This window comes from Amycolatopsis sp. NPDC045836, assembly GCF_056431745.1.
The window spans coordinates 126,718-149,915 of sequence record NZ_JBWKKF010000015.1 but is presented as its reverse complement, the minus strand read 5'-3'; the positions used below and the strand labels follow the sequence as shown (position 1 = coordinate 149,915).

22 protein-coding genes are annotated in these 23,198 nt (G+C 71.8%); 5 read left to right on the top strand and 17 right to left on the bottom strand.

Annotated elements, in window-relative coordinates; all coding sequences use genetic code 11:
* Positions 1 to 113: 113 nt before the first annotated feature.
* The 6 genes from pspM to rimO all read right to left on the bottom strand — a co-directional run bounded on the left by pspM (position 114) and on the right by rimO (position 5,438).
* A complete protein-coding gene (pspM, locus tag AC07EG_RS27575; protein ID WP_478256099.1) occupies positions 114 to 1,133 on the bottom strand; it encodes a phage shock envelope stress response protein PspM in 1,020 nt (339 codons plus the stop codon).
* A 28-nt stretch (positions 1,134 to 1,161) separates the two neighbouring features.
* Complete coding sequence (locus tag AC07EG_RS27570) at positions 1,162 to 2,022, bottom strand: PspA/IM30 family protein (RefSeq protein ID WP_478256098.1); 861 nt, start codon at positions 2,020 to 2,022, stop codon at positions 1,162 to 1,164.
* A 302-nt stretch (positions 2,023 to 2,324) separates the two neighbouring features.
* Positions 2,325 to 2,768 (bottom strand): helix-turn-helix domain-containing protein, encoded by a 444-nt coding sequence (locus tag AC07EG_RS27565; protein WP_478256097.1) that lies wholly within the window; start codon positions 2,766 to 2,768, stop codon positions 2,325 to 2,327.
* Positions 2,769 to 2,866: 98 nt separating this feature from the next.
* Positions 2,867 to 3,346: a CinA family protein gene (locus AC07EG_RS27560; RefSeq protein WP_478256096.1), complete on the bottom strand. Its 480-nt coding sequence runs from the start codon at positions 3,344 to 3,346 to the stop codon at positions 2,867 to 2,869.
* Positions 3,343 to 3,993 (bottom strand): CDP-diacylglycerol--glycerol-3-phosphate 3-phosphatidyltransferase, encoded by a 651-nt coding sequence (pgsA, locus tag AC07EG_RS27555; RefSeq protein ID WP_478256095.1) that lies wholly within the window; start codon positions 3,991 to 3,993, stop codon positions 3,343 to 3,345. The genes AC07EG_RS27560 and pgsA overlap by 4 nt, the downstream gene beginning before the upstream one ends.
* Positions 3,990 to 5,438, bottom strand: a complete 1,449-nt coding sequence (rimO, locus tag AC07EG_RS27550; RefSeq protein ID WP_478256094.1) for a 30S ribosomal protein S12 methylthiotransferase RimO — start codon at positions 5,436 to 5,438, stop codon at positions 3,990 to 3,992. Before rimO ends, pgsA begins: the two co-directional genes overlap by 4 nt.
* Before the next feature lie 51 nt (positions 5,439 to 5,489).
* On the opposite strand from rimO, the gene AC07EG_RS27545 reads away from it, so the two are divergent.
* Positions 5,490 to 6,011 carry an amino-acid N-acetyltransferase gene (locus tag AC07EG_RS27545; protein ID WP_478256093.1) on the top strand — a complete coding sequence of 174 codons (522 nt, stop codon included), beginning with the start codon at positions 5,490 to 5,492 and terminating at the stop codon, positions 6,009 to 6,011.
* Here AC07EG_RS27545 and AC07EG_RS27540 read toward each other — a convergent pair.
* On the bottom strand, positions 6,001 to 7,368 hold the full coding sequence (locus tag AC07EG_RS27540; RefSeq protein ID WP_478256092.1) for an LVIVD repeat-containing protein: 1,368 nt from the start codon (positions 7,366 to 7,368) through the stop codon (positions 6,001 to 6,003). The two genes, AC07EG_RS27545 and AC07EG_RS27540, sit on opposite strands and share 11 nt — an antisense overlap.
* 87 nt (positions 7,369 to 7,455) lie before the next feature.
* Here AC07EG_RS27540 and AC07EG_RS27535 point away from each other — a divergent pair, with 87 nt between their 5' ends.
* Together AC07EG_RS27535 and AC07EG_RS27530 are read left to right on the top strand one after the other, a co-directional pair.
* Entirely contained in the window at positions 7,456 to 8,811 is a 1,356-nt protein-coding gene (locus tag AC07EG_RS27535) for an ABC transporter substrate-binding protein (protein WP_478256091.1), read from the top strand.
* A gap of 139 nt (positions 8,812 to 8,950) precedes the next feature.
* Positions 8,951 to 9,418 carry a phospholipase gene (locus AC07EG_RS27530; RefSeq protein WP_478256090.1) on the top strand — a complete coding sequence of 156 codons (468 nt, stop codon included), beginning with the start codon at positions 8,951 to 8,953 and terminating at the stop codon, positions 9,416 to 9,418.
* Positions 9,419 to 9,432: 14 nt separating this feature from the next.
* Here the strand turns inward: AC07EG_RS27530 and AC07EG_RS27525 are convergent, their stop codons facing one another.
* Positions 9,433 to 11,934 carry an FtsK/SpoIIIE family DNA translocase gene (locus tag AC07EG_RS27525; RefSeq protein ID WP_478256089.1) on the bottom strand — a complete coding sequence of 834 codons (2,502 nt, stop codon included), beginning with the start codon at positions 11,932 to 11,934 and terminating at the stop codon, positions 9,433 to 9,435.
* A gap of 129 nt (positions 11,935 to 12,063) precedes the next feature.
* Here AC07EG_RS27525 and AC07EG_RS27520 point away from each other — a divergent pair, with 129 nt between their 5' ends.
* On the top strand, positions 12,064 to 12,864 hold the full coding sequence (locus AC07EG_RS27520; protein WP_478256088.1) for a lysophospholipid acyltransferase family protein: 801 nt from the start codon (positions 12,064 to 12,066) through the stop codon (positions 12,862 to 12,864).
* A gap of 73 nt (positions 12,865 to 12,937) precedes the next feature.
* Positions 12,938 to 13,891, top strand: coding sequence for an EamA family transporter (locus AC07EG_RS27515; RefSeq protein ID WP_478256087.1), 954 nt, complete (start codon positions 12,938 to 12,940; stop codon positions 13,889 to 13,891).
* A 332-nt stretch (positions 13,892 to 14,223) separates the two neighbouring features.
* Here the strand turns inward: AC07EG_RS27515 and AC07EG_RS27510 are convergent, their stop codons facing one another.
* From AC07EG_RS27510 to thyX, 9 genes are all read right to left on the bottom strand, one after another.
* On the bottom strand, positions 14,224 to 14,820 hold the full coding sequence (locus AC07EG_RS27510) for a DUF305 domain-containing protein (RefSeq protein WP_478256086.1): 597 nt from the start codon (positions 14,818 to 14,820) through the stop codon (positions 14,224 to 14,226).
* Between the two features lie 89 nt (positions 14,821 to 14,909).
* Entirely contained in the window at positions 14,910 to 15,230 is a 321-nt protein-coding gene (locus AC07EG_RS27505; RefSeq protein ID WP_478256085.1) for a vWA domain-containing protein, read from the bottom strand.
* 109 nt (positions 15,231 to 15,339) lie between these two features.
* Positions 15,340 to 15,981 (bottom strand): hypothetical protein, encoded by a 642-nt coding sequence (locus AC07EG_RS27500; RefSeq protein WP_478256084.1) that lies wholly within the window; start codon positions 15,979 to 15,981, stop codon positions 15,340 to 15,342.
* A 49-nt stretch (positions 15,982 to 16,030) separates the two neighbouring features.
* Entirely contained in the window at positions 16,031 to 17,719 is a 1,689-nt protein-coding gene (locus tag AC07EG_RS27495; protein WP_478256153.1) for a ribonuclease J, read from the bottom strand.
* A gap of 5 nt (positions 17,720 to 17,724) precedes the next feature.
* On the bottom strand, positions 17,725 to 18,738 hold the full coding sequence (gene dapA / locus AC07EG_RS27490) for a 4-hydroxy-tetrahydrodipicolinate synthase (protein ID WP_478256083.1): 1,014 nt from the start codon (positions 18,736 to 18,738) through the stop codon (positions 17,725 to 17,727).
* A 129-nt stretch (positions 18,739 to 18,867) separates the two neighbouring features.
* Complete coding sequence (locus tag AC07EG_RS27485) at positions 18,868 to 20,403, bottom strand: serine/threonine-protein kinase (protein WP_478256082.1); 1,536 nt, start codon at positions 20,401 to 20,403, stop codon at positions 18,868 to 18,870.
* Positions 20,404 to 20,501: 98 nt separating this feature from the next.
* Entirely contained in the window at positions 20,502 to 21,740 is a 1,239-nt protein-coding gene (locus AC07EG_RS27480; RefSeq protein WP_478256081.1) for an Nramp family divalent metal transporter, read from the bottom strand.
* 214 nt (positions 21,741 to 21,954) lie between these two features.
* Positions 21,955 to 22,347, bottom strand: a complete 393-nt coding sequence (locus tag AC07EG_RS27475) for an ACT domain-containing protein (RefSeq protein WP_478256080.1) — start codon at positions 22,345 to 22,347, stop codon at positions 21,955 to 21,957.
* A gap of 3 nt (positions 22,348 to 22,350) precedes the next feature.
* Positions 22,351 to 23,103, bottom strand: a complete 753-nt coding sequence (gene thyX / locus AC07EG_RS27470) for an FAD-dependent thymidylate synthase (protein ID WP_478256079.1) — start codon at positions 23,101 to 23,103, stop codon at positions 22,351 to 22,353.
* Positions 23,104 to 23,198 lie beyond the last annotated feature (95 nt).

The following is a 23,198-nucleotide window of genomic DNA, read 5'->3' as shown; positions in this document are numbered from 1 at the left end:
GCAAAGCCGATTGCGACGGAAACGTCCATTCGGTTACGTACGTGTTTCACCCCGTCACAGAGTGACACCGGGGACGGGCCGCTGTCCATACCGTCCACAGAGGACAGCTGGAATCAAGAACCCAGCTCACGCAGGGCGATCGCCAGCCCGGCCAGCCGATCGGTGGCGTCGGTGAGGGCTTCCCTCGAGGTGCCGATGCCGTCACTGCTCGCAGCCACCGTGCGGCCCGCGGCGGCGACCAGGGCGCCGTAGCCCTCCAGCCCGTCGTCGAGCTGCTCGGCCAGGGTGCGGATGGCGCCGTCCAGCGCGGCGCGCTCACCCCGCGGCGCGGCGTTGCGGGCGCGTTCGATGGCCTGGATGCGACCGGCCAGGCCACGCAGGCTCTTGGCGGCTTCGTCGGCGGTGGCGCGGGCGTCCTCGACCGACACCTCGGGCACCGCGGTGACCCCGGTGGTGCTCGGAACGGCCAGCTGGCGCAGCAGCTCCCGCAGCGACGCCTCCGACTCGGCCAGCCGCTCCATCGGGCGGCGGGCCGCCGAGCCGGACGGCGGCAGCGGCGGGGGCGCGGTGCTGGCCGGGATCTCCATCCGGTTGAGCCGGCGCAGGTGGGCGCCGGAGCGCACACCGAGCGTGGTGAAGGCGATCGCACCCGCCGCCCCGCCGAGCACCGGCGGGGACATCAGCGCCGCGGCGGTGGTGGCCGCGGCCAGGAAACCCGCCACCACCACCAGCACGCTGATCAGGGACAGCACCAGCCACAGCGTGGTGGCCCTGGACGCCCGCCGCTTGCGCCGTTCCAGTTTGGCGGCGGGTTCGTTCCACTGCGCCCACTTCGCCTTGAGCCCGTCCACCGCCGGGGCGGAGGAGGCCAGCGAGGCGAAGTCGGGCAGGTTCGGCAGCTTGGGCACCAGCGGGGCCGGTCGGGCGGGCGGCGTCGTGCCCGCCCGCTCCTCCGGCGGGAACACCTTGCGGTAGACCTGCGGTTCCCGCTGGTCACCGGTGCCCCGCCCGGACTCCGGCGGCAGGTACTTCTGCAGCTTCTCCTGGGCGCGCTGGGCGTAGTCGGGCAGGCGTTCGATGTGCTTCTCCAGCTTCGCGCTCAGCTCGCCGAAGTCACGCTTACCCGACCCCATCACCACTCCCCTGCGGCCCCGGCCGGTCTCAGGCCTGGTTCTTCTGCTGCTCGGCCTGGACCCGCTGCTGGATCTCCTGCTGGATGTTCGCGCTGGACTTGGCCGCGGCGGCCTGGTCCTTGGCCGCCGACGCGGCCTGCGACCCGCTGGTCACCTGGGCCACCGAGTCGCCCTTCATCGAGGCGCGGATCTGCTCCAGGCGCGAGTGCCCGGCCAGCTGCGTGGTCGAGTGCTGGACCTCCAGCATCCGGCCCTGCACCGAGTTCTGCGCCAGCTCGGCCGAGCCGAGCGCGGTGGTGTAGCGCTTCTCGATCTTCTCGCGCACGTCCTCCAGCGAAGGCGTGTTGCCCGGCGCGGCCAGCTGCGACATCTGGTTCAGCGAAGCGGAGACCTGCTCCTGCATCTTCGCCTGCTCCAGCTGCGAGAGCAGCTTGGTGCGCTCGGCCAGCTTCTGCTGCAGCATGCTGGCGTTGCGCTCGACGGCCTGCTTCGCCTGGGCGGCGGCCTGCAGCGACTGGTCGTGCAGGGTCTTGAGGTCTTCGATGTTCTGCTCGGCGGTGACCAGCTGGGCCGCGAAGCCCTCCGCGGCGTTCTCGAACTCCTGCGCCTTCTGCTCGTCGCCCTTGGCGCGGGCCTCGTCGGCGAGCACGAGGGCCTGCCGGGTCGACGCCTGCAGCTTCTCCACCTCACCGAGCTGGCGGTTCAGCTTCATCTCCAGCTGACGCTGGTTGCCGATCACCGAAGCGGCCTGCTGGGAGAGCGCCTGGTGCTGGCGTTGCGCCTCCTCGATGGCCTGCTGGATCTGCACCTTGGGGTCAGCGTGCTCGTCGACCTTCGACGAGAACGATGCCATCAGGTACTTCCAGAACTTCACGAAAGGGTTGGCCATCTCCTCCGCCTGCCTTCTTGCGTCCCACTGGTCCTGTCACCGGGTGCGCTCGCGCCCCCTGGGGTCGAACCTGCCCTCCCCCATGGCGAGCGGGCGATCGATCCGTACAGGCAACGTTGAGTACCCGGCGTTGGGTTCCATCGTGTCAGGTTGACCGCCGTCGTTCCAGGCGACCCCGGGGTAATTCAGGGATGGCCCCTACCGAGAGCTACCAGCCGGAACGGCAGCGATGGGGCACCGCTCGCGCGGAACGCGTGCGATGCCCCACAGCGGAGGGTGGCAGGTCAGCTGGACCCGGTGCGTCAGGCGGCGACGATCGAGGCCAGCTTCGGGGTGGTGATGGTGGTACGCAGCGTGGTCGACATGCGCGGCGGGGACAGCCGGAGGTCGGCCAGATCGTTACCCACCACCTCGGGCACCGGGCGCCCGCCTTCGAAGCCCGGCTCGGCCGAGGCCGTCTCCACCGGCTTGGCACCACGCTCGGTGTTCTCCAGGGTTTCCTCGACCTTGTCCAGCGCGGACACGTCGGCGGCCACCTTGTGCAACAGCTCGCTCAGCGGCAGCTCCAGCGCCTCGCAGATCGAGGCGAGCAACTCGCTGGAAGCCTCCTTCTGCCCCCGTTCGACCTCCGACAGGTAGCCGAGGCTGACTTTGGCGGCGCGGGAGATGTCGCGCAGCGTTCGCCGCTGGTTGGTGCGGGCATGACGGAGCCGATCACCGATCGCCTCACGCAACAGCACGGTCATCGCGCGCCTCCCTTCCATCGATCTGCGTCCACGTTACCCAGAGAACTCGGTGGATAGCATCAGTACACCCACTCGTACGCCAAGGGCGAACGCCGATTTCAGGTGATTTGTTCCCCCAGCAGGAGCAGCGCGGCCGCCACCGAGCCGGCCCGCACCGCCGCCCGATCGCCGGGAAGGTGCAGCTCACGGGTGATCGACACCCCCGGACCGGCCAGGCCGAGGTGCACCGTGCCAGGGGAAACGCCGTCCTGCCCGGCCGGGCCGGCGACCCCGGTCAGGCCGAGGCCCCAGTCGGCGCCGCAGCGGGCCCTGGCCCCGGCGGCCAGCTGCGCGGCCACCTCCGGGTCGACCGCGCCCCGAGCGGCGAGCAAGTCCGGGTCGACCCCGGCCAGCGCGGCCTTGAGCTCGGTGGCGTAGACGACCAGCCCGCCGCGCACCACCGCGCTCGAACCGGGCACCTCCGTCAGCGCCGCGCAGACCAGCCCGGCGGTCAGCGACTCGGCGGTGGCCACCGTCTCACCCCGGTCGCGCAGGGCGGCGACCACCTCGTGCGCGTTCACCGCGGTCCCGGTGGTCATGACGCCGTGCCCGTCCGGTCGCCCAGCGCCCGCAGCTTCAGCGCCCGGACCAGGTAGTCCACCCCGGTGACCACGGTGAGCACCAGCGCCAGGCCCATCAGCACCCAGCCGAGGAAGTCCACCGAGGACGGCAGCGGCAGCAGGTACACGGTGATCGCGGCGATCTGCGCCATGGTCTTCGCCTTGCCGCCGCGGCTGGCCGGGATCACCCCGTGCCGGATCACCCAGAACCGCAGCAGGGTGACGCCGATCTCCCGGACCGCGATCACGATGGTCACCCACCAGCCCAGTTCACCGAGCGCGCTCAGCCCGATCAGCGCGGCGCCGATCAGCGCCTTGTCCGCGATCGGGTCGGCGATCTTGCCGAAGTCGGTGATCAGCCCGTACTTGCGCGCCACCCAGCCGTCCACCTGGTCGGTGAACGAAGCGACGGCGAACAGGGCGGTGGCCACGGCCCGCCAGAAGGTCTCGGTGCCGTCGCCGGCGAACAACGCGGCGACGAACAGCGGCACCAGCACCAGCCGCGACAGCGTGAGCAGGTTCGCCACGTTGAGCGTGGGCACCGGGGTCGGTTCCGGCAGTTCGGCCTGCCGCGGTGGCGGAGCGCCCGCCTCGCCCTCGGCCGGTTCGCTGGGTGCGGCACTCACCGGTCCGCGCCCACCGGACGCACGATCAGGTCCACCCCGGCGGAGTCGGTCACCTCGCAGCGCACGAACTCGCCCACCTCGCGCTCCCCCGCGTCGACGAGCACGCACTCGCCGTCGACCTCGGGGGCCTGGTGGGCGGCGCGGCCGGTCACCTCACCGCCTGGGCCCTCCTCGACCGACTCGATCAGCACGTCGACGAAGTCGCCGACGCGCTCCTCCGCCCGCTGCGCGGTCAGCTCCTCGACCAGCGCCGAGACGCGGGCGACGCGCTTGGCCACGGTCTCCTCGTCCAGCTTGCCGTCGAAGGTCTCCGCCTCGGTGCCGTCCTCGTCGGAGTAGCCGAACACGCCGACGGCGTCCATCCGCGCGCCGATCAGGAACCGCTCCAGCTCGGCCACGTCGGCCTCGGTCTCGCCGGGGAAGCCGACGATCACGTTGGTGCGGATGCCCGCGTCCGGCGCGTACCCGCGGATCTGCTCGATCAGCGCGAGGAAGGAGTCGGTGGAGCCGAACCGGCGCATCCGGCGCAGCACGGTCTCGCTGGAGTGCTGGAACGACAGGTCGAAGTAGGTGGCCACGCCCGGCGTGGTGGCGATCGCCTCGACCAGGCCCGGCCGGGTTTCGGCGGGCTGGAGGTAGGACACGCGCACCCGCTCGATGCCCTCGACCGCGGCGAGCTGGGGCAGCAGCAGCTCCAGCGCCCGGGTGCCGCCGAACTCGCGGCCGAAGTCCTTGCCGTAGGAGGTGGAGTTCTCGCTGACCAGGAACAGCTCCTTGACGCCCTGCTCGGCCAGCCAGCGCGCCTCGGCCACCAGCTCGTCCGGGCGGCGGGAGACGAAGGAGCCGCGGAAGGAGGGGATGGCGCAGAACGAGCAGCGCCGGTCGCAGCCGGAGGCGATCTTCAGCGCGGCCACCGGCGAGTCGTCCAGCCGGGTGCGCAGCACACGCGGGCCCCAGCCCTCCTGGGCGTGCCCCGGCAGGGCGACCTCCTGGGCCGCGGCCGGGCGCTGCACCGGGCTGATCGGCAGCAGCGTGCGGCGGTCGGCGGGCACGTGCGAGGGCACGGCGTGGCCGGAGACGATGTCGCCGAGGCGTTCGGCGAGGTCCGGGTAGTGGTCGAAACCGAGCACCGCGTCGGCCTCGGGCAGGCTCTCGGCCAGTTCCGCGCCGTAGCGCTCGGCCATGCAGCCGACCGCAACCACCTTCGCGCCGGTGTCCGCGGCGGCGAGCAGCGTGTCCACCGAGTCCTTCTTGGCCTGCTCCACGAAACCGCAGGTGTTCACCACGATCACGTCGGAGCCCTCCGGCTCCTCGGCCAGTTCCCAGCCGCCCGCCGCCAGGCGGCCGGCCAGTTCCTCGGAGTCGACCTCGTTGCGGGCGCAGCCGAGGGTCAGCAGCGAGACCCGCCGCGGGCTGGGTGAGGCGTTCGTGGTGGAAGAAGGCACGGGGCTCAGCGTAACTGTCGCCGCTTCCGGCGCCGGTCTAGGTTGGCGGACGTGCCAATCAAGCGTGAAGCGGGCCGGGTCGCCGTCCGCCGGGCCCTGATCGCCGACGTCCGCGAGATCAAGCAGCTGGTCGACGCGGACGCCGGGCGGGTGCTGCTGGAGAAGGACCTGGTCACCCTGTACGAAAGCGTGCAGGAGTTCTGGGTGGCCGAGGTGGACGGGGAGGTGGTCGGCGCCGGGGCGCTGCACGTGCTGTGGGAGGACCTCGCCGAACTGCGCACGATCGTGGTGGGCAAGCAGGCCCGCGGCAAGGGCATCGGGCGCGCCCTGGTCGGCAGGCTCATCCAGCACGCGGTGGAGCTGGGGCTGCGCCGGTTGTTCGTGCTCACCTTCGAGACCTCGTTCTTCGCCGGTCACGGCTTCCGCGAGATCGACGGCGCCCCGGTGTCCCAGGAGGTCTACGAGGAGATGCGGCGCTCGGTGGACCCCGGTGTGGCCGAGTTCCTCGACCTCCCGTTTGTGAAACCGAACACGCTCGGCAACACGCGGATGCTGCTCGAGCTCAGTTCTTGAGCGAGGTCGGCGCGGAGCGCTCCGTTGAGGGTGGTGGGAGACGGGTGGGCCGCAGGATGTCGATGCCACGGGTGTTGTCGGCCACGTAGACCAGGCCCTTGTGCCAGTACGGCGCCCACGACGCGGCGTCGGCGGGCCGGAAGTAGGCGATCTGCTTCGGGTCGGTCGGGTCGCTGACGTCGAGGAAGCGGGTGCCCTGGGCGTAGAAGGACTGCACCAGCACGTCACCGCGCAGGTCGAAGTAGTGCGCCGAGCAGTCGCCGGAGGCCGGGTCGCTGCCTTCCTGCCCGGCCACGGCCCAGGTGCCGATCGTCTTCAGCCGGAACGGGTCCTCCGGGGTGGACCGCCAGCCCTGGCCGCCGTAGGAGCCCTCGAGCGAGGAGATCACCGTCACACCGTCGCCGGCGCAGCCGTCGACGAAGCTCTCCTCGACGGAGTACAGCAGGTTGTTCCGGCCCCACTTGCCGTTCTCGATCGGGCGCAGGCTGTTGTGCATGAACTTCGACGGCGCCGCGGTCTCCTCGATGCCACCACCGGCGTACGGCACCGGGTCGAGCGCGGTGGCCCGCCGCCACTTCCCCCGCACGGGGTCCTTGCGCCAGCCGTCGGTCCAGTACCCGCGCACCCCGCCGGCACCGGACACCCAGGCCACGCCCGTTCCGTCCACCTGCACGTCGTGCACGTAGTCGGTCTTGCCGTCGTTGCGGGCCAGCTCGATCGGCTCCGGGTGCACCTTCGGCTCGGCCGGGTCGCGCACGTCGGTCACCCAGATCGGTCGGCCGCCCCAGTCGGCGGGCATGTCCTCCGCCTTGGCCGGGCCGCCGGTCCACAGGTACCGGCAGTCGTTGACGCAGCTGGTGGTGTGCCCGGCGGGCACCCGCACGTAGCTGCGCAGCACCGGCTTCTCCGGATCGGCCACGTCGACCACGTAGATGCCGGACTCCCCGGTCTTGGTGTTCCCGCCGAACGCCCGCGGGTCCCGCGCCAGGAAGACCAGCTTGCGCTTGCGGTCGACCTCGGTGTTCTCGGTCTCCCACAGGCCGGGCATGCTGAGCTGGCCGATCAGCTTGGGCGCGGTGGGGTTCGCCAGGTCGTAGGTCTTCAGCCCGAACTCGCCGGAGACCACCATGACGTCCCGCCGCTTGCCCCGGCCGTAGTCGAGGAACTCCAGCGCGATGGCGCCCTGGGCGTCCGGCACGTTGCCGACCGCTTCGACGTTCTTCACCGCGCCGGGTGCTCCGGCGACCGGTGCGGCCTTGGGCTCCGGGCCTTCCTCCTCCCCGCAGGCACCCGCGGGCAGCGCGGTGACGAGCGCGGTGGCCGCGACGACGGTGAAGGTGAGGAACGAGCGCAGCATCAGCGACCTCCCGGGGTGAGCCCTGGGTACTGTATGGCCGCGGATTCACCGGATACAACCGCCTTCCGTTGGTGCTAGACACTGTCCATGCGTTCGCTCCCCGTGCTCCCCCTGGTCGTGCTGCTGGCGGTCGCGTGCACCCCGGCCCCCGAACCGCCACCACCGGACGTGCTCACCGTCGGCCTGGCCGAACCCGCCAGCCTGGTGCCCGCCGAGGTCCGCGACCAGGCCGGGCGGACCGTGGTTTCCGCGCTGTGGACGCCCGTCCCGCCGGACGCGGCGACCAGCGCGGACCTGCTCACCTGGACGGTCAAGCCGCCGACCGGCCGCTTCCACGACGGCACCCCGGTCACCGCGAAGTCCTATGCGGACACCTGGCTGATCACCGGGAACGCGCTGGGGGCCGAGGAAATCACCGCGGTCGACGAGACCACCGTGCGGATCGTGCTCGCCCAGCCGTCCGCGGAGCTCCCGGCCAGGCTGACCGCACCGGCCTTCCTCCCGCTGCCCGAATCGGTGCTCGCCTCGCGGGACTGGGCTGGCTTTTCCCGCCACCCGGTCGGCAACGGCCCGTACCGGATGACCACACCGTGGGAACCGGGCCGCGGCGCGAAACTCACCCGGGTCACCGCGGAACCGGGCAAACCCCGGGAAATCGACCTGCGCGCGGGCGAAGCCGGCACGCAGTACGACGAGGTCAAGGCGGGCACGCTCGACCTGGCCACCGAGGTGCCCGGCGACCGGCACGAGGCGATGCACGCCGATTTCGCCGACCGGCACGCGCTCTGGCCGCTGCCGTCTTCGGGCTTCCTGGTGTTCCCCGTGGGGGACAAGCGGTTCGAGGACGCGACCGTGCGGTTCGCCTTCGCCATGGCGGCCGACCGCGTGGCGCTGGCGAAGGGACCGCTCGGTGACCAGGCGGACCCGGCCAGGGGCGTGCTGCCCGGCGAGCGCTCGGCCACCTGCCGCCCGTGCACCCACGACCCGGCGGCGGCGAAAGCGCTGGCCGGGCAGGGTGGTTTCAGCGGCGAGGTGAACCTCTACTTCGACCCCGGCACCGAAGGCTGGGCCCGTGCGCTGGCCGAGCAGATCCAGGGCGTGCTCGGCTCCCCGGTCGTGCCGGAACCGCGTCCCGGAGGCGCTCTCGACGGTCCGCTGGCGACCACCGTCCAAGCGGAAACCCCCGGCGCGGCGGTCGCCGCCCTGTCCGCCGCGACCGGGTACGCGGGCGCCGGTTTCGGCGAACTGGTCGCCGCGGCCTCGTCAGCCACTGACGAACAAGAACGCGCGCAGCGCTACCGGCTGGTGGAAAACCAGCTGCTGCGTGATCTTCCGGCCGCGCCGATCTGGACCGGGCACGGGCACGCGGTGTGGTCACCGCGGGTCAAGAATGCCGTCGGCAAGGCTTTCCGCGGGGTCAACCTGGCCGAAATATCACTCTGAGCTGCCCCGGTGCCGATTCGGCGATCCCGGGCTTTTGGAAGGAATTCACTGACTTTCCTACGCAAGGCGGTGGCGGCCCGGGGTGGCCCTACCCAATGCTGAGCTCGCTCAAACACGCACAGCGCGAGGGAGAACGCCGATGTCCGAGACCGCCCTGCCCGAGCCCGCCACCCGCTCCCGCAGACCAGCCCGCGGCCTGCTGCGCAAGTTCACCGTCTCCGCGGCCGTGGCCGGGAGCCTGGTGCTCGGCGCGGGCACCGCGCAGGCCATCGACGTGCGTGCGGTGACCGACGACTACCTGTTCAGCAAGTCGCTGTCGGGCTTCGTCAGCGTGCGCGGCACCTACCCCGGCGACCTGGACTGGTCGACCGACGCCTGCTCGTGGTCGCCGGACAAGCCGCTGGGCTACAACTTCACCCAGGCCTGCTGGCGGCACGACTTCGGTTACCGCAACTACAAGAAGCAGAGCCGCTTCACCGACAGCAACCGGCTGAAGATCGACAACAACTTCCACGACGACATGAAGGACGTCTGCAACGGCGCGGCGGCCTGCAACGCGGCGGCGTGGACCTACTACCAGGCCGTGCGCCAGTTCGGCGCCAGCTGAGGTGATCCGGAGCGCTACTCCTCGTCCGCGGCGGGCCCGCCGCCGCGGATGAGGTAGAGCACCGAGTCCAGTTCCTCCGGCTTGATCAGCACGTCGCGGGCCTTCGACCCCTCGGACGGCCCGACCACGCCCCGCGACTCCAGCAGGTCCATCAGCCTGCCCGCCTTGGCGAAGCCGACCCGCAGCTTGCGCTGCAGCATCGAGGTCGAGCCGAACTGCGAGGTGACCACCAGCTCGGCCGCCTGCAGCAGCACGTCGAGGTCGTCGCCGATGTCCGGGTCGATCTCCTTGGCCTCGCCCGCCTTCGCCGCGGTGACGCCCTCCTGGTACTCCGGCTGCGCCTGCTCCTTGGCGAAGTTGACGATCGCGGAGATCTCGTCGTCGCCGACGAACGCGCCCTGCACGCGCACCGGTTTCCCGGCACCCATCGGCAGGTACAGCGCGTCACCCATGCCGATCAGCTTCTCCGCGCCCGGCTGGTCCAGGATGACCCGCGAGTCGGTCAGCGAGGAGGTGGCGAAGGCCAGCCGTGACGGCACGTTCGTCTTGATCAGGCCGGTGACCACGTCCACCGAGGGCCGCTGGGTGGCCAGCACCAGGTGGATGCCGGCGGCGCGGGCCTTCTGGGTGATCCGCACGATCGCGTCCTCGACGTCGCGCGGCGCGGTCATCATCAGGTCGGCCAGCTCGTCGACGATGGCCATGATGTAGGGGTAGGGCGCGTAGACCCGCTCGCTGCCCGGCGGCGCGGTGATCTCGCCCGAGCGCACCTTCTTGTTGAAGTCGTCGATGTGGCGCACCCGGTTGGCCTGCATGTCCTGGTAGCGCTGCTCCATCTCCTCCACCAGCCAGGCCAGCGCGGCGGCGGCCTTCTTCGGCTGGGTGATGATGGGCGTGATCAGGTGCGGGATGCCCTCGTACGGGGTCAGCTCGACCATCTTCGGGTCGATCAGGATCATCCGGCACTCGTCCGGCGTGGCCCTGGCCAGCAGCGAAACCAGCATCGAGTTGACGAAGCTGGACTTACCGGAACCGGTGGACCCGGCGACCAGCAGGTGCGGCATCTTCGTCAGGTTGGCGGTGACGAAGTGGCCCTCGATGTCCTTGCCCAGCCCGATCACCATCGGGTGGTTGTCCTTGACCGCCTTAGACGAGCGCAGCACGTCGCCGAGGCGCACCATCTCGCGGTCGGAGTTGGGCACCTCGATGCCGACCGCCGACTTGCCGGGGATCGGTGCCAGCAGGCGCACGTTGTCCGTGGCCGCGGCGTAGGCGATGTTCTTGGTCAGCGCGGTGATCTTCTCGACCTTCACGCCGGGCCCCAGCTCGACCTCGTAGCGGGTCACCGTCGGGCCGCGGGTGAAGCCGGTGACCTGGGCGTCGACGTTGAACTGCTCCAGCACGCCGGAGATCGACTCGATCATCAGGTCGTTGGCCTTGCTGCGCGACTTCGGGGCGTCGCCGAGGGTGAGCAGGTCCGCCGACGGGAGCTGGTAGTCGCCCTCGACCGTGCGGGTCACCGCCATCGGCGCCTCGGCCGGTTTGCGCGGCTTCTTCTCCGGCACCTCGGCGGCCTTGACCTTCGGCGGGCTGGGCCGTTCCGGCTCGACCGGCAGCGCGAGCTGCTCGTCCTCGTCCTTGTCCTCGTCGGAGGCGGTGGCCTGGCGGCGGCGGGACGGTTTGCGCAGCCGCACCGCCTTCGGGTCGGCCTCGGTGACGTCCTCCTCGCGGGCCTTCCGCTCGGCGCGGGCGTCCCGGCGGGCCTGCTCCTCCGCCAGCTCCTCGGGGTCCATGCCCCATTCGCGCAGGCGCTGTGGGATGTCGCGGACCGGGGTGCCGGTGAACACCAGCACCCCGAAGCCCAGCGCCAGCGCCAGCAGCGGCACCGCCACCCAGGTGGTCACCCCGGCGGCGAGCAGGCCGCCGGAGAGGTAGCCGAGGAAACCACCGGCGTACATCCGGTCCTCGTTGGCCGAGGGCAGCCCGGCGATCAGGTGCAGCAGGCCGAGCACGGCGAAGCTCATCAGCAGCACGCCGATCACCCGGCGCGGCCGGGTCTCGGGCTGCGGTTCCGAGCGCATCATCGCCACCGCGGCCACGGTGAGCACCAGCGGCAGGGTCACCGAACCGGCGCCGAACGCCGTGCGCACGCCGGCCTGCACCCAGCCGCCGACCGGACCGGCCGCCTGCCACCAGACGCCGACCGCGATCACGATGGCCAGCCCGAGCCACGCCAGCGCGAGCCCGTCCCGGCGGTGCTCCGGCTCCAGTTCACGGCCGCGGCCGACGGTCCTGGCCAGCGAGCCGACCCCCTTGGCCAGCAGGCTCCAGCCACCGCGCACGGCCCGGCCGAACCCGCCACCGGACTTGCGGGGCGGGGCGGACTTGCGCGCGGGTGGCCGTTTCGCGGTCGTGCGCGGACGACTCCCACCGCGGGTGCTCCGCGCGGGGGCCTTGCCTCCTCGTCCTCTGCTCGCTCCCTTGGTTGGTCCCTTGGTTGCCGACCCTCCAGCCATGGGCTCCACGGTAACCCCCGGTCTCGCCGGGTCACAGCTGCCACTCGCAGCACAGGTGGAACAATTCTCACGTTACCGATCGGCCGGTCCCCAAACCGGGTGAAAACCGGCCGTGCCATGCTTCGGCCCATGTTCGCTCTCCGGGGGGACCGGCGCGTCCCCGCGCCGGCCATCTGGCGCACCATGCTCGCCATCGACCACTCGCTGGTCAGCCTGCTCGGAAGGCTGCGGATCACCGGCCGGGTGCCCGGCGAACTGCGTGACCGGCCGCTGCTGATGGCCGCCAACCACATCGGCGTGTTCGACCCGTTCGTGCTGATGGCGGCCTGCCGCAAGATCGGCATCGCGCCGCGGTTCATGCTGGCCGGTGGCATCCTCGACGCCCCGGTGATCGGCCCGGCGCTCAAGGCCAGCGGCCACCTGCGCGTCGACCGCGGCAAGTCCGATTCGGCGCTGGCGCAGTTCGGCGCGGCCGTCGAGGCGATGCGCACCACGCGGGCGCCGATCATCGTCTACCCGGAGGGCCGGATCAGCCACGACCCCGGCCTGTGGCCCGAACGCGGCAAGAGCGGTGCGGCCCGGCTGGCGATCGCCGCGGGCGTGCCGGTGGTGCCGATCAGCCAGTGGGGCGCGCACGAGGCCGTCTACTGGGGCACCGAGACGGTGACCGGCCCCGCCGACATCCTGCCGCTGGCGAAGTCGGGGCTGACCGCACCGCTGCGGCGGCCGGTGTTCCGGGTGCACTTCGGCGAGCCGGTCGACCTGGCCGACATCGAACCGGACCGGCCGGGTGCCGGGGTGCGGGCGCACGCCAAGATCATGCGCGCGATCACCGACGGCCTGGTGCCGCTGCGCCGCGGGGAGATGGACGCGCCGCGGTTCCACGACCCGACCCGCCCGACGGACACCGTCAGCCCGTGGAAACCGTAACCAGCCAGGCGTTTTAGGGGGTTAGCCGAAATCGGGTTCCGGATTGCCGGTGCGCGGCCGTATCGTGCGGTCCATGGTCACCGAGGTCCCGGCTCCCGCGCTGGTCGCCCACCGTGGCCGCGGCACGGTGCTGATCCTGGTCGCGGCCCTGTTCTTCAGCAGTTCCGGGGCGCTGGGCAAACCGGTGATGCTGGCCGGGCTGAGCCCCGAGCAGGTGGCCGCGGCCCGCATCGGGCTCGCCGCGCTGGTGCTGGCGGCCGGGGTCGCCCTGGCGCGGCCGTCGCTGCTGCGGGTGCGGGCGTCGGACTGGCCGCTGCTGCTGGGCTACGGGCTGCTGGGCGTGGCCGGGGTGCAGCTGTGTTATTTCGTCTCGGCGAGCCGGATCCCGGTGGGCATCGCGATCCTGCTGGAGTTCACCTCGCCGGTGCTGATCGCGCTGTGGGTGCGGTTCGTGCGGCGGGTGCGGTTGCCGGGGGTGATGTGGGGCGGCATCGCGCTGGCCATGCTCGGGCTGGCCATGGTGGCGCAGGCGTGGGAGGGGCTGCGGCTGGACCTGCTCGGCCTGCTCGCCGGGGTCGGCGCGGCGATCTGCTCGGCCGGGTACTTCCTGCTCGGCGAACGGGCGGTGGCCGATCGGCACCCGCTGGGCCTGGTCACCTGGGGCATGATCGTCGGCGCGGTGGCGGTGTGCGTGGTGGCGCCGCCGTGGACGATCCCGGTCTCCCTGCTCTCGGCGCCGGCGGAGTTCGGCCCGTGGCAGCCGCCGATCTGGTCGCTGCTGGTGGCTTTGGTGCTGCTGTCCACCGTTTTCGCTTACCTGGCAGGCATTTCCTCGCTGCGGCACCTGCCGGCACCGGTGGCGAGCGTGCTGGGGTTGTGCGAACCGTTGCTGGCGGCGGGTTTGGCCTGGTTCCTGCTGGGGGAAGCGTTGAGCTGGGTGCAGCTCACCGGCGCCGCCGTTCTCCTGGGTGGTGCGCTGATCGTGCAACTGAACTCACCGGGCAAGGGTGGCGCCGCTCCAGCCTGATGCTCACTCCGCCCGATGGCCACCGTGCCCGGGCTGCGCGCGAACCACTGCTGACGGCGGGACTGACTCCTACTGGGAAGCCTTGCGCTGGCCGCAGATCACCAGCGCCGCCGTTCCCCAGGGCGGCGCGCTGATCGTGCAACTGAACTCACCGGGCAAGGGTGGCGCCGCTCCAGCCTGATGTTTCGCGTGGCTCCGGGAAGGCCGCTCGAACGCGCGCGGAGTTCAACTGCCCCAACGTGAACTCGCCCCGCGGGCGTGGACTTCGGCTGCTCCAGGTGAAGTCCACGCCCGCGGACATGAGATTCGGAGGAGTTCGGCTCTTGCCGGTCTCACAGGGCTTTCAGTTCAGCCAGGTCGGCTTGCTGGTCCTGGCTGATCTTGCCGGCCAGTTCCTTCGCCTGCGGGTTCTTGCCGTTCGCCTGCTCGGCGTCGGCGACGCGGACGGCGCCTTCGTGGTGGCGCGTCATCAGTTCGACGAACTTCCGGTCGAATTCCGCGCCACCGGCCGATTCCAGCGCCGCCATCTCGGCGTCGGTGACCATGCCGGAGTGGCCGCCGTGGTCCAGGCCCGGGTCCTCCGGCGGCTGCTGCCCCCACACCTCGAGCATGCCCGACAGCTGCGCCATCTCCGCGTCCTGCGCGTCCCTGATCCGCAGCGCCAGCGCCTTGACCTTCTCGTTCCCCGACTTCTCCACGGCCATCGCCGCCATGTCCACGGCCTGCTGGTGGTGCGGGATCATCTCGGTCGCGAAGGCCACATCGGCCTCGTTGAACTCCGTGGACACCTGCATCCCGGCCACCGCGGCCGTCGGCGGTGCCGGCGCGGCCGGTGCGGGCGCGGCGTCCTCTCCGGAACAACCGGCGAGCACCAGCGCCGTGGTCACACCGGCGACGGCCAGCAACGGCCGTCGGGGGAAGCGGAACATGCGGAGCTCCTCGCAGAAACGGAAGAATCGGGTGGTGCGCACTAGATTCGCAGAACCCGCTGGTCGAACCCGCACCGGGGGGCGCCCGTTCAGCCGCAGCAGGAGAGCTTGCTCAACGCTGCGTAGAAAACCTCGTTGATCTTCGCCGGATCGGGGGTGGTGCACGCCTGCCCGCCCGTGGCGGCGGTGAGCTCCGGCAACTCCGCCACGTCGATGTCCGGCCCGGCGCCGATGCCGATCAGCTGGATCGGCCGCCTCGCGTCGGCCAGTCCGTGCAACCGGGTGAGCAGGTCAGCCCGGCTGATGCCGTGCGAATCGTCGTTGCGGCCGTCGGTCGGCACCACCACCAGGTTCAGCCGTCCCGGCTCCCGTTCGGCGCGCGGTCCGGTAGGCGTCGAGCACGCTGTCATACAATCCGGTCTGCCCGTTCGGGGTCGCCTGGATCCCGCCGATCGCCGCCTCCGCACCGTGGGCGAGTTCGCTGGCCGGCCGGAACAACCGCAGCGCCCGCTGCGCCGCCTACCCGGTCCGGTCCATGCGCGTGCGCCCGCTGACCGGTTCCACCGCGTTCATCGAGCCGGGCACGTCGATCAGCAACTGCAACCGCGCGCTCAGGTTGATGCCCGCCCACTGGTTCAGGACGAGGTCGACCTCGTCGGCGGGCGGCAGCACCGCGGGCGGCAGGTCGCGGGAGCGCACCCACCTGTCCAGCGACCGGTCCCGCACCGCCTCGCCGCCGGGGGTGCGGGAACCCGCGTCCGCCAAGGCTTGCACCCCCTCGGGTGCTTCGACGGCACGCAGGAACCGGCCGGCCGCGGCGCGTTCGGCCTGCAGCGTGGACTCCGGCACCCATGCGTGCGGCCCGCTGTCCCGCGGCAGCGCCAGGTCTTCGACCGTGCGCAGCGAACTCCGGCCCCGCACCTCGACCCGGCCGCAGCCCGGCCCGGTGCCCTCCGGCAGCGCGCGGGCGATCCGGGCCAGCGCCGGCGCGGACTCCTCCAACGCGGTCACCCGCGGGGTCACCGGTTCGGCGCACCCCGCCCGCGCTCGCACGAACACCACCGCACCCCAGGAAACGCCGGCCACCCCGAGCACGGCCGCCGTGAGCCGGACCGGCAGCCGGCGGCACCGCCGGACCGGAGCCGCGGAGTGTCGCCCCATGCCGCCTCCCGGACTGGTGGGGATCAGTCCAGATCAGGCGGCGGGGGCGTCAGACCGGAATGACCGTCGGCACGATCATCGGGCGGCGGCGGTAGGTCTCGGCGACCCAGCGGCCGACCACCCGGCGGACCGACTGCGCGATCCGGTGCGTGTCGGTGATGCCCTCGGCCTCGGTGCGCGACAGTTCCATCTCGACCAGCGGCACCACCGCGTCCAGTGCCTTCGGGTCGTCGGAGAAACCGCGGCCGGACACCGTCGGCGGGCTGACCGCGCGCCCGGTGCTGGAGTCCACCGCCACGTTGATCGCGATGAACCCGCCCTCGCCGAGCACCAGCCGGTCGGACAGGGTCGACTCGCCCACGTCGCCGACGGACAGCCCGTCCACGTAGACGTGCCCGACCTCGACCCGGCCGCTCAGCCGGGCGCGGCCGTCGACCAGGTCGACCACCACCCCGTCCTCGGCGATCACCACGTGCTCCGGCGCGACGCCGGTGCGGACCGCGAGTTCGCCGTTGGCCACCAGGTGCTTCCACTCGCCGTGCACCGGCATCACGTTGCTCGGGCGCACCGCGTTGTAGAGGTAGAGCAGCTCACCGGCCGAGGCGTGCCCGGACACGTGCACCTTCGCGTTGCCCTGGTGCACCACGTTCGCGCCGAGCCGGACCAGGCCGTTGACCACGCCGAACACCGCGGTCTCGTTGCCGGGGATCATCGAGCTGGCCAGCACCACGGTGTCGCCCGCCTTGATCGAGATCTGCCGGTGCTCCCCGCGTGCCATCCGCGACAGCGCCGACAGCGGCTCGCCCTGCGACCCGGTGGAGACGAACAGGACCTTGCTCTCCGGCAGGTTCGCCGCCTGGTCCAGGTCGACCAGCAGCCCGTCCGGCACGTTGAGCAGGCCGAGTTCGGCGGCGATGCCCATGTTGCGGACCATCGACCGGCCGACGAAGGCCACCCGGCGGCCGTGCTGCACGGCCACGTCGAGCACCTGCTGCACGCGGTGCACGTGGCTGGCGAAGCAGGCCACGATCACCCGCTGGTCCACCCGGCGGATCACGTCGTCGAGCACCGGCCCGATGTCGCGCTCCGGCATCACGAACCCGGGCACCTCGGCGTTGGTCGAGTCGACGCAGAACAGGTCCACGCCCTCGTCACCGAGCCGCGAGAACCCGGCGAGGTCGGTCAGCCTGCCGTCCAGCGGCAGCTGGTCGAGCTTGATGTCCCCGGTGTGCAGCACCACCCCGGCCGGGGTGCGGATGGCCACCGCCAGCGCGTCCGGAATGGAGTGGTTGACCGCGAAGAACTCCAGGTCGAACGGGCCGACGGTGCGCCGCTCGGTCTCCTTGACCTCGATCAGCTTGGGCCGCTGCTTGTGCTCCTTGCACTTGGCCGCCAGCAGCGCCAGGGTGAACCGCGACCCGTAGATCGGCAGGTCGGGGCGCAGGCGCAGGAGGAACGGCGCGGCGCCGATGTGGTCCTCGTGGCCGTGCGTGAGGACCAGCGCGTCGATGTCGTCGAGGCGGTCTTCGATCGCCCGGAAGTCGGGCAGGATCAGGTCCACGCCCGGCTGGTCGTCCTCGGGGAAGAGCACTCCGCAGTCGACGATCAGCAGCCTGCCGTCGAACTCGAAGACGGTCATGTTGCGGCCGACTTCGCCGATGCCGCCGAGGGCGACCACGCGGAGCGCGCCTTCGGGCAGTGCGGGGGGTGCCGAGGTGGGGCCGGGTCCGATGGACAGTGAACTCAACGGTGAATCGTCCCAACGCTGGTATGGGTGGTCGGTGCGACGTACGCCGCCGCGGAGTCGGCGTGCGCCACCCGTGAACTATGCCAGTCGCTCGCCGGAGCGGCGTCGAGCGGCACGCCTGCCTGGGTCAGATCGGCCGAAATGGCGGCGATCTGCTCCTCGGTGGCCGGCACGATCGGCAGTCGCGGGTCGCCCGCATCGTACCCGCGCAACCGCAGCGCGGTCTTGCTGAACACCACACCGCCGACGCGCGAGAAGGCCCGGTACACCGGCAGCATGCCGCGGTGGTTGGTGCGCGCGGTGGAGGTGTCGCCCTCCTCGTAGGCCTCGATCATCGCCCGGATGCGCCCGGCGACCACGTGCCCGACCACGCTGACCACCCCGGCCGCGCCGACCGAGAGCCACGGCAGGTTCAGCCCGTCGTCCCCGGAGTAGTAGGCCAGGTGGGTGTTCGCGATGACCTCGCTGCCCGCCAGCAGGTCGCCCTTGGCGTCCTTGACCGCCACGATCCGCGGGTGCTCGGCGAGCCGGCGCAGGGTGTCCACCTCGATCGGCACGATCGAGCGCGGCGGGATGTCGTAGAGCATGATCTGCAGGCCGGTGGCCTCGGCCACGGTGGTGAAGTGCGCGTACAGCCCGGCCTGGGTGGGCCGCGAGTAGTACGGGGTGACCACCAGCGCGCCGTGTGCCCCCGCCTTCTCGGCCTGGCGCACCAGTTCCACGCTGTGCGCGGTGTCGTAGGTGCCCGCGCCGGTGAGCACGGTGGCGCGGTCGCCGACCGCCTCGACCACGGCGCGGATCAGCTCGGCCTTCTCCGCGTCGCTGGTGGTCGGGCTCTCCCCGGTGGTGCCGTTCACCACCAGGCCGTCGTTGCCCAGCTCCACCAGGTGCTTCGCGATCTCCTGGGCCCGGTCGAGGTCCAGTGCCCCGTCGCGGTCGAAGGGGGTGATCATCGCGGTGAGCACACGGCCGAACGGCCGTCCCGGCGCTGCAGAAGGTGGTGTGGACATACCTCCGACGTTACCCGCCCCGAGCCGCCGAACCGCCGCCGACCTCGTCATCCGACACGATCACGCGGCCCGGTCACCGGTCGGTGCAGAATCCCCGGCGGACCGGGCCCGGCACCGGAACTCCTCCGCCTAGCGGACCTCCACCAGCGCCGGGCTGTCCAATGTGCCCCCACCGGTCCGGCTCAGCACGCAGAAGCCGTGCCGGACCAGGTTGTCGTAGTCGTCCTCCGGTGCTTCCCACGCCTGCCTGGTCGGGAGCAGCGCCCGGTACTGCAGGTTCGGCCGCTGGCTGGCCAGCACCGCGTTGGAGTGGAACTTCATCGCGCAGTGGCCCTCCAGCGCGACGCGGAGGCGGTCGCCCTCCGGGTAGGCCGCCAGCGGGGCGCTGTCGGCGGTGCTGCTGTCCCCGCCGAGCGTGCCCGGCCAGGCGAAGACCTCGAAGTCGTGCTGCTTGTCGCAGGCGACCCGGTTGTTCGACGAGATCGACCGGCCGGGCTCCAGCGGCACGTTGTAGCAGCGTTCCTGCCCCGACGGGGGTTCGAACTGCTGGATGTTGCCCTGTGGACCGTAGGTCAGCGGGGGCAGCATCGCCGGGTCCGTCTCCGGGGTGCTCCACCACCGGCCGAGGAAGAAGCCGCCGGCCAGCAGCACCACCCCGGCCAGCGCGGCGGCGGTGAGCAGCAGCGGGCGCTTGCCCGTGCCGGTCCCGGCGGGACCGGTGGGTCCGGTGGGCGGCTGCTGCCTGGCGTAGTGCGCCGGCGCGGGACCGGCCATCGTCGGCAGCGGTCCACTGTAGACCGAGGTCGGCGCGGGCTGGCCGGTACCGGCGGCGGCCACCTGCAGCAGGCCGTGCGCCTGGGGCGCGGTCAGCCTGCCCTCGGGCGAGGCGACCAGGAAGCCCATCACCACCGAGGCCAGCGGGCCCTGGGTGCGGGTCAGGTACGGGACCTCGTTCATGATCGCGTGCAGGGTGGCGGCGGTGCTGGAGCGCTCGAAGGCGAGCACGCCCTCGGCGGCGAAGAACAGGGTCACGCCGAGCGACCACAGGTCCGAGGCGGGCCCGGCCTCCTGCCCGGACACGCGTTCCGGCGCCATGAACGCCGGGCTGCCGACGATCATGCCGCTGGTGGTCAGCCGCGGGTCGTCCACGGCCTGGGCGATGCCGAAGTCGGTCAGCTTCACCCGGCCGTTGGGCGCGACCATGATGTTGCCCGGCTTGACGTCGCGGTGCACGATCCCGGCCTCGTGCGCGGCCCGCAGCGCGGAGAGCACCTGCAGGCCGATGCTCGCCACCTGCTGGGCGGGCAGCGCACCGCGGTCGCGCACCAGGTCGGACAGCGTCGGCGCCTCGACCAGTTCCATCACGATGTAGGTGGTGCCCGCTTCGGAGACCACGTCGAACACGGTGACCACGGCGGGGTCGTTCAGCCTGCCGCCGGTGCGCACCTCGCGCAGCACGCGCTCGGAGAACACACCGGCGTCGTCGGCGCCGTCGGGCAGCCGCAGCTCCTTGATCGCCACCTGCCTGCCGATGACCCGGTCCTCGGCGCGGAAGACCACCCCCATGCCCCCGCGCCCCAGTTCGCCGAGCAGGACGTACCGCTCGGCGATCACCCGGGGCCCTGGTGCGGGTGCCTGCGCCCGCTGGGTCGTTTCCTCGGTCACGATCGGCGCGCCTCCCTCTGGTTTGGCCAGGATGGTAGTCCGACCGCGTGACCGGCCGGGCGGTTCCTGCCAAATGGCGCGCGGGTGCGCGGGCGGGCTCAGCCGGCGAAGGTGAGGTAGAGCAGCGCCACGTTCAGCGTGGTGATCACCGCGGCCACCAGCCAGGCCGCCGCGGTGGTGGCGCGGTGGTTGGCGTCGGCACCCATCAGGCCGCGGTCGCTGGTCAGCCGGACCAGCGGGACCAGCGCGAACGGGATGCCGAAGGACAGCACCACCTGCGAGACCACCAGGGCCCGGCTGGGCTCGACACCGAGCGCCAGCACCACGATCGCCGGGGCGAGCGTGATCAACCGGCGTGCCAGCAGCGGGATCCGCTTGCGCAGCAGGCCCTGCATGATCATCGCGCCCGCGTACGCGCCCACCGAGGTCGACGCCAGGCCCGAGGCGAGCAGGCCGATGGCGAACAGCAGCGCGACGGCCGGGCCGAGCACGTCACCGACCGCCAGGTAGGCGCCTTCGATGGAGTCGACGCCTTCGCGACCGCGGAGCGTGGTCGCCGCGAGCAGCACCATCGACAGGTTCACCGCCCCGGCCAGCAGCATGGCCAGGCCGACGTCGAACCTGGTCGCCTTCAGCAGCCGCGTGCGGCACTCGCCCTCGACGCGGCCGTGGCGGTCACGGGCGAGGCCGGAGTGCAGGTACACCGCGTGCGGCATCACCGTGGCGCCGAGCATGGCGGCGGCGATCAGCACGCTCTCCGTGCCGTCGAACCGGGGCACCAGGCCGCCGAAGGTGCCCGAAGCCGACGGCGGGGAGACCACCACGCTGGTCAGGAAGCCGACCGCGATCACCCCCAGCAGGCCGGTGACCACCCGCTCGAACGGGCGCTGGCCGCGCTTGTCCTGGACCAGCAGCAGGGCCATCGAAACCACGCCGGTGACCACGCCGCCGAGCAGCAGCGGCAGGTCGAACAGCAGGTACAGGGCGATCGCGCCGCCGACCACCTCGGCCAGGTCGGTGGCGATGGCGACCAGTTCGGCCTGCGCCCAGTAGGCCAGGCGGACCGGGCGGGGGGTGCGCTCGCGGACCGCCTCGGGCAGGGAGAGACCGGTGACCAGGCCGAGCTTGGCGGAGAGGAACTGGACCAGGCAGGCCATCAGATTGGCGGCCACGATCACCCAGACCAGCAGGTAGCCGAACTGCGCACCGGCGCTGATGTTGGCGGCCACGTTGCCCGGATCGACATACGCGATCGCCGCGACGAACGCCGGGCCGAGCAACATCGACCCCGCCCGCACCCGCCGCAGCCGCGGGGCAACCGACTCCTTCAACGCCATGGCCAACCTCCAGTTTCAGCGCGTGCAACTCGGATTTTAGGCATGCCCAACATAGGTGTACATACCACCGAAACGGCACTCGTGTGAGCTGCCTCGCGCACCCGGGGTTACCCCGCTGATCCCGGTTCCCACTTCGGCTTGGACCACCGGCTGAACTCCACGGCCGAGCAGCCGGGCTGCCCGGCCGCGGCACGAACGGGTGGCCGGGGGACGGTCACATGGACACGTCGTGCCCCGCCGCCTGCAGGGCGTCGATGGCCCTGGTCAGGTCGTCCGACTTGACCAGGACGTGGTCGGTTTCGTAGGTGGACAGGGTGAACAGCGCCACCCCCGCCGCGGCGAGTTCACTGGCCAGCGCGGCGATGATCCCGGTCAGCGTGAAGGCCAGCGGCCCCCGCACGGACAGCAGCCGCCAGTCGGCTTCGACCTCGGCGCCCGCCGGGGCGAACCGCAGCGGGCAGATGATCGACACCTCCCGCTGCGTCCTGGTCACCGAGACCAGCACCTGCCCGGGGTGGGCGAACAGTTCGGCGGGCACCGGCTGCCCGGGGTCCAGCCTGGCGATCGCGTATTCCAGCGGCTGGACGTCGATGACGAGTCGGCGCACGGGTCAGCCCTCGAGGACCTTCGGGCTGGACGCCACCTCGGTGCCGTCCGGCAGCTTCGAAATGGTGAAGTCGGCGAACACGTTCGCCGCCACCCGCTGCAGCTGCCGCAGGCACTCCACGGCCAGCTCGCGGATCTCCACGTCGGCGTGCTCGGTGGCGCGCACGGCGACGAAGTGCCGCCACGCCCGGTAGTTCCCGGTCACCACGATGCGCGTCTCGGTGGCGTTCGGCAGCACCGCCCGCGCGGCCTGCCTGGCCTGCTTGCGGCGCAGGGTCGCGCTCGGCGTATCGGCGAACTTCTCCTCCAGGCCGGCCAGTAGTTCGTCGTAGGCGTCGGCACTGGCCTGCGTGGCGGCCAGGAACTTCTTGTGCAGCTCGGGGTCCTCGCGGATCACGTCCGGCTCGACGAACGCCGCGTCCCGCTCCGGCACGTACCGCTGCGAGAGCTGCGAGTAGGAGAAGTGGCGGTGCCGGATCAGTTCGTGGGTCAGCGACCGCGAGATGCCGGTGAGGTAGAAGCTGACCGACCCGTGCTCCAGCACCGACAGGTGCCCGACCTCGATGACGTGGTCGATGTACCCGGCGTTCGTGGCCGTTCCCGGGTTCGGCTTCTGCCACGACTGGTAGCAGGCCCGGCCGGCGAACTCGGCCAGCGCCTGGCCGCCGTCGGCGTCGGTGGACCAGGGCACGTCGCCGGGCGGGAAGAACTCCGTCTTCGCGATCAACCGCACCCTCGGTGACACCGTTCCGGCCACTGCCGCTCCCCTCGCTCCCGCGCATCCCGGCAAACCCCCGGCAGCCTAACCGCCGGGCCCCTGCCACTACGGGATGCCTCGGGGATGTCCCCGAT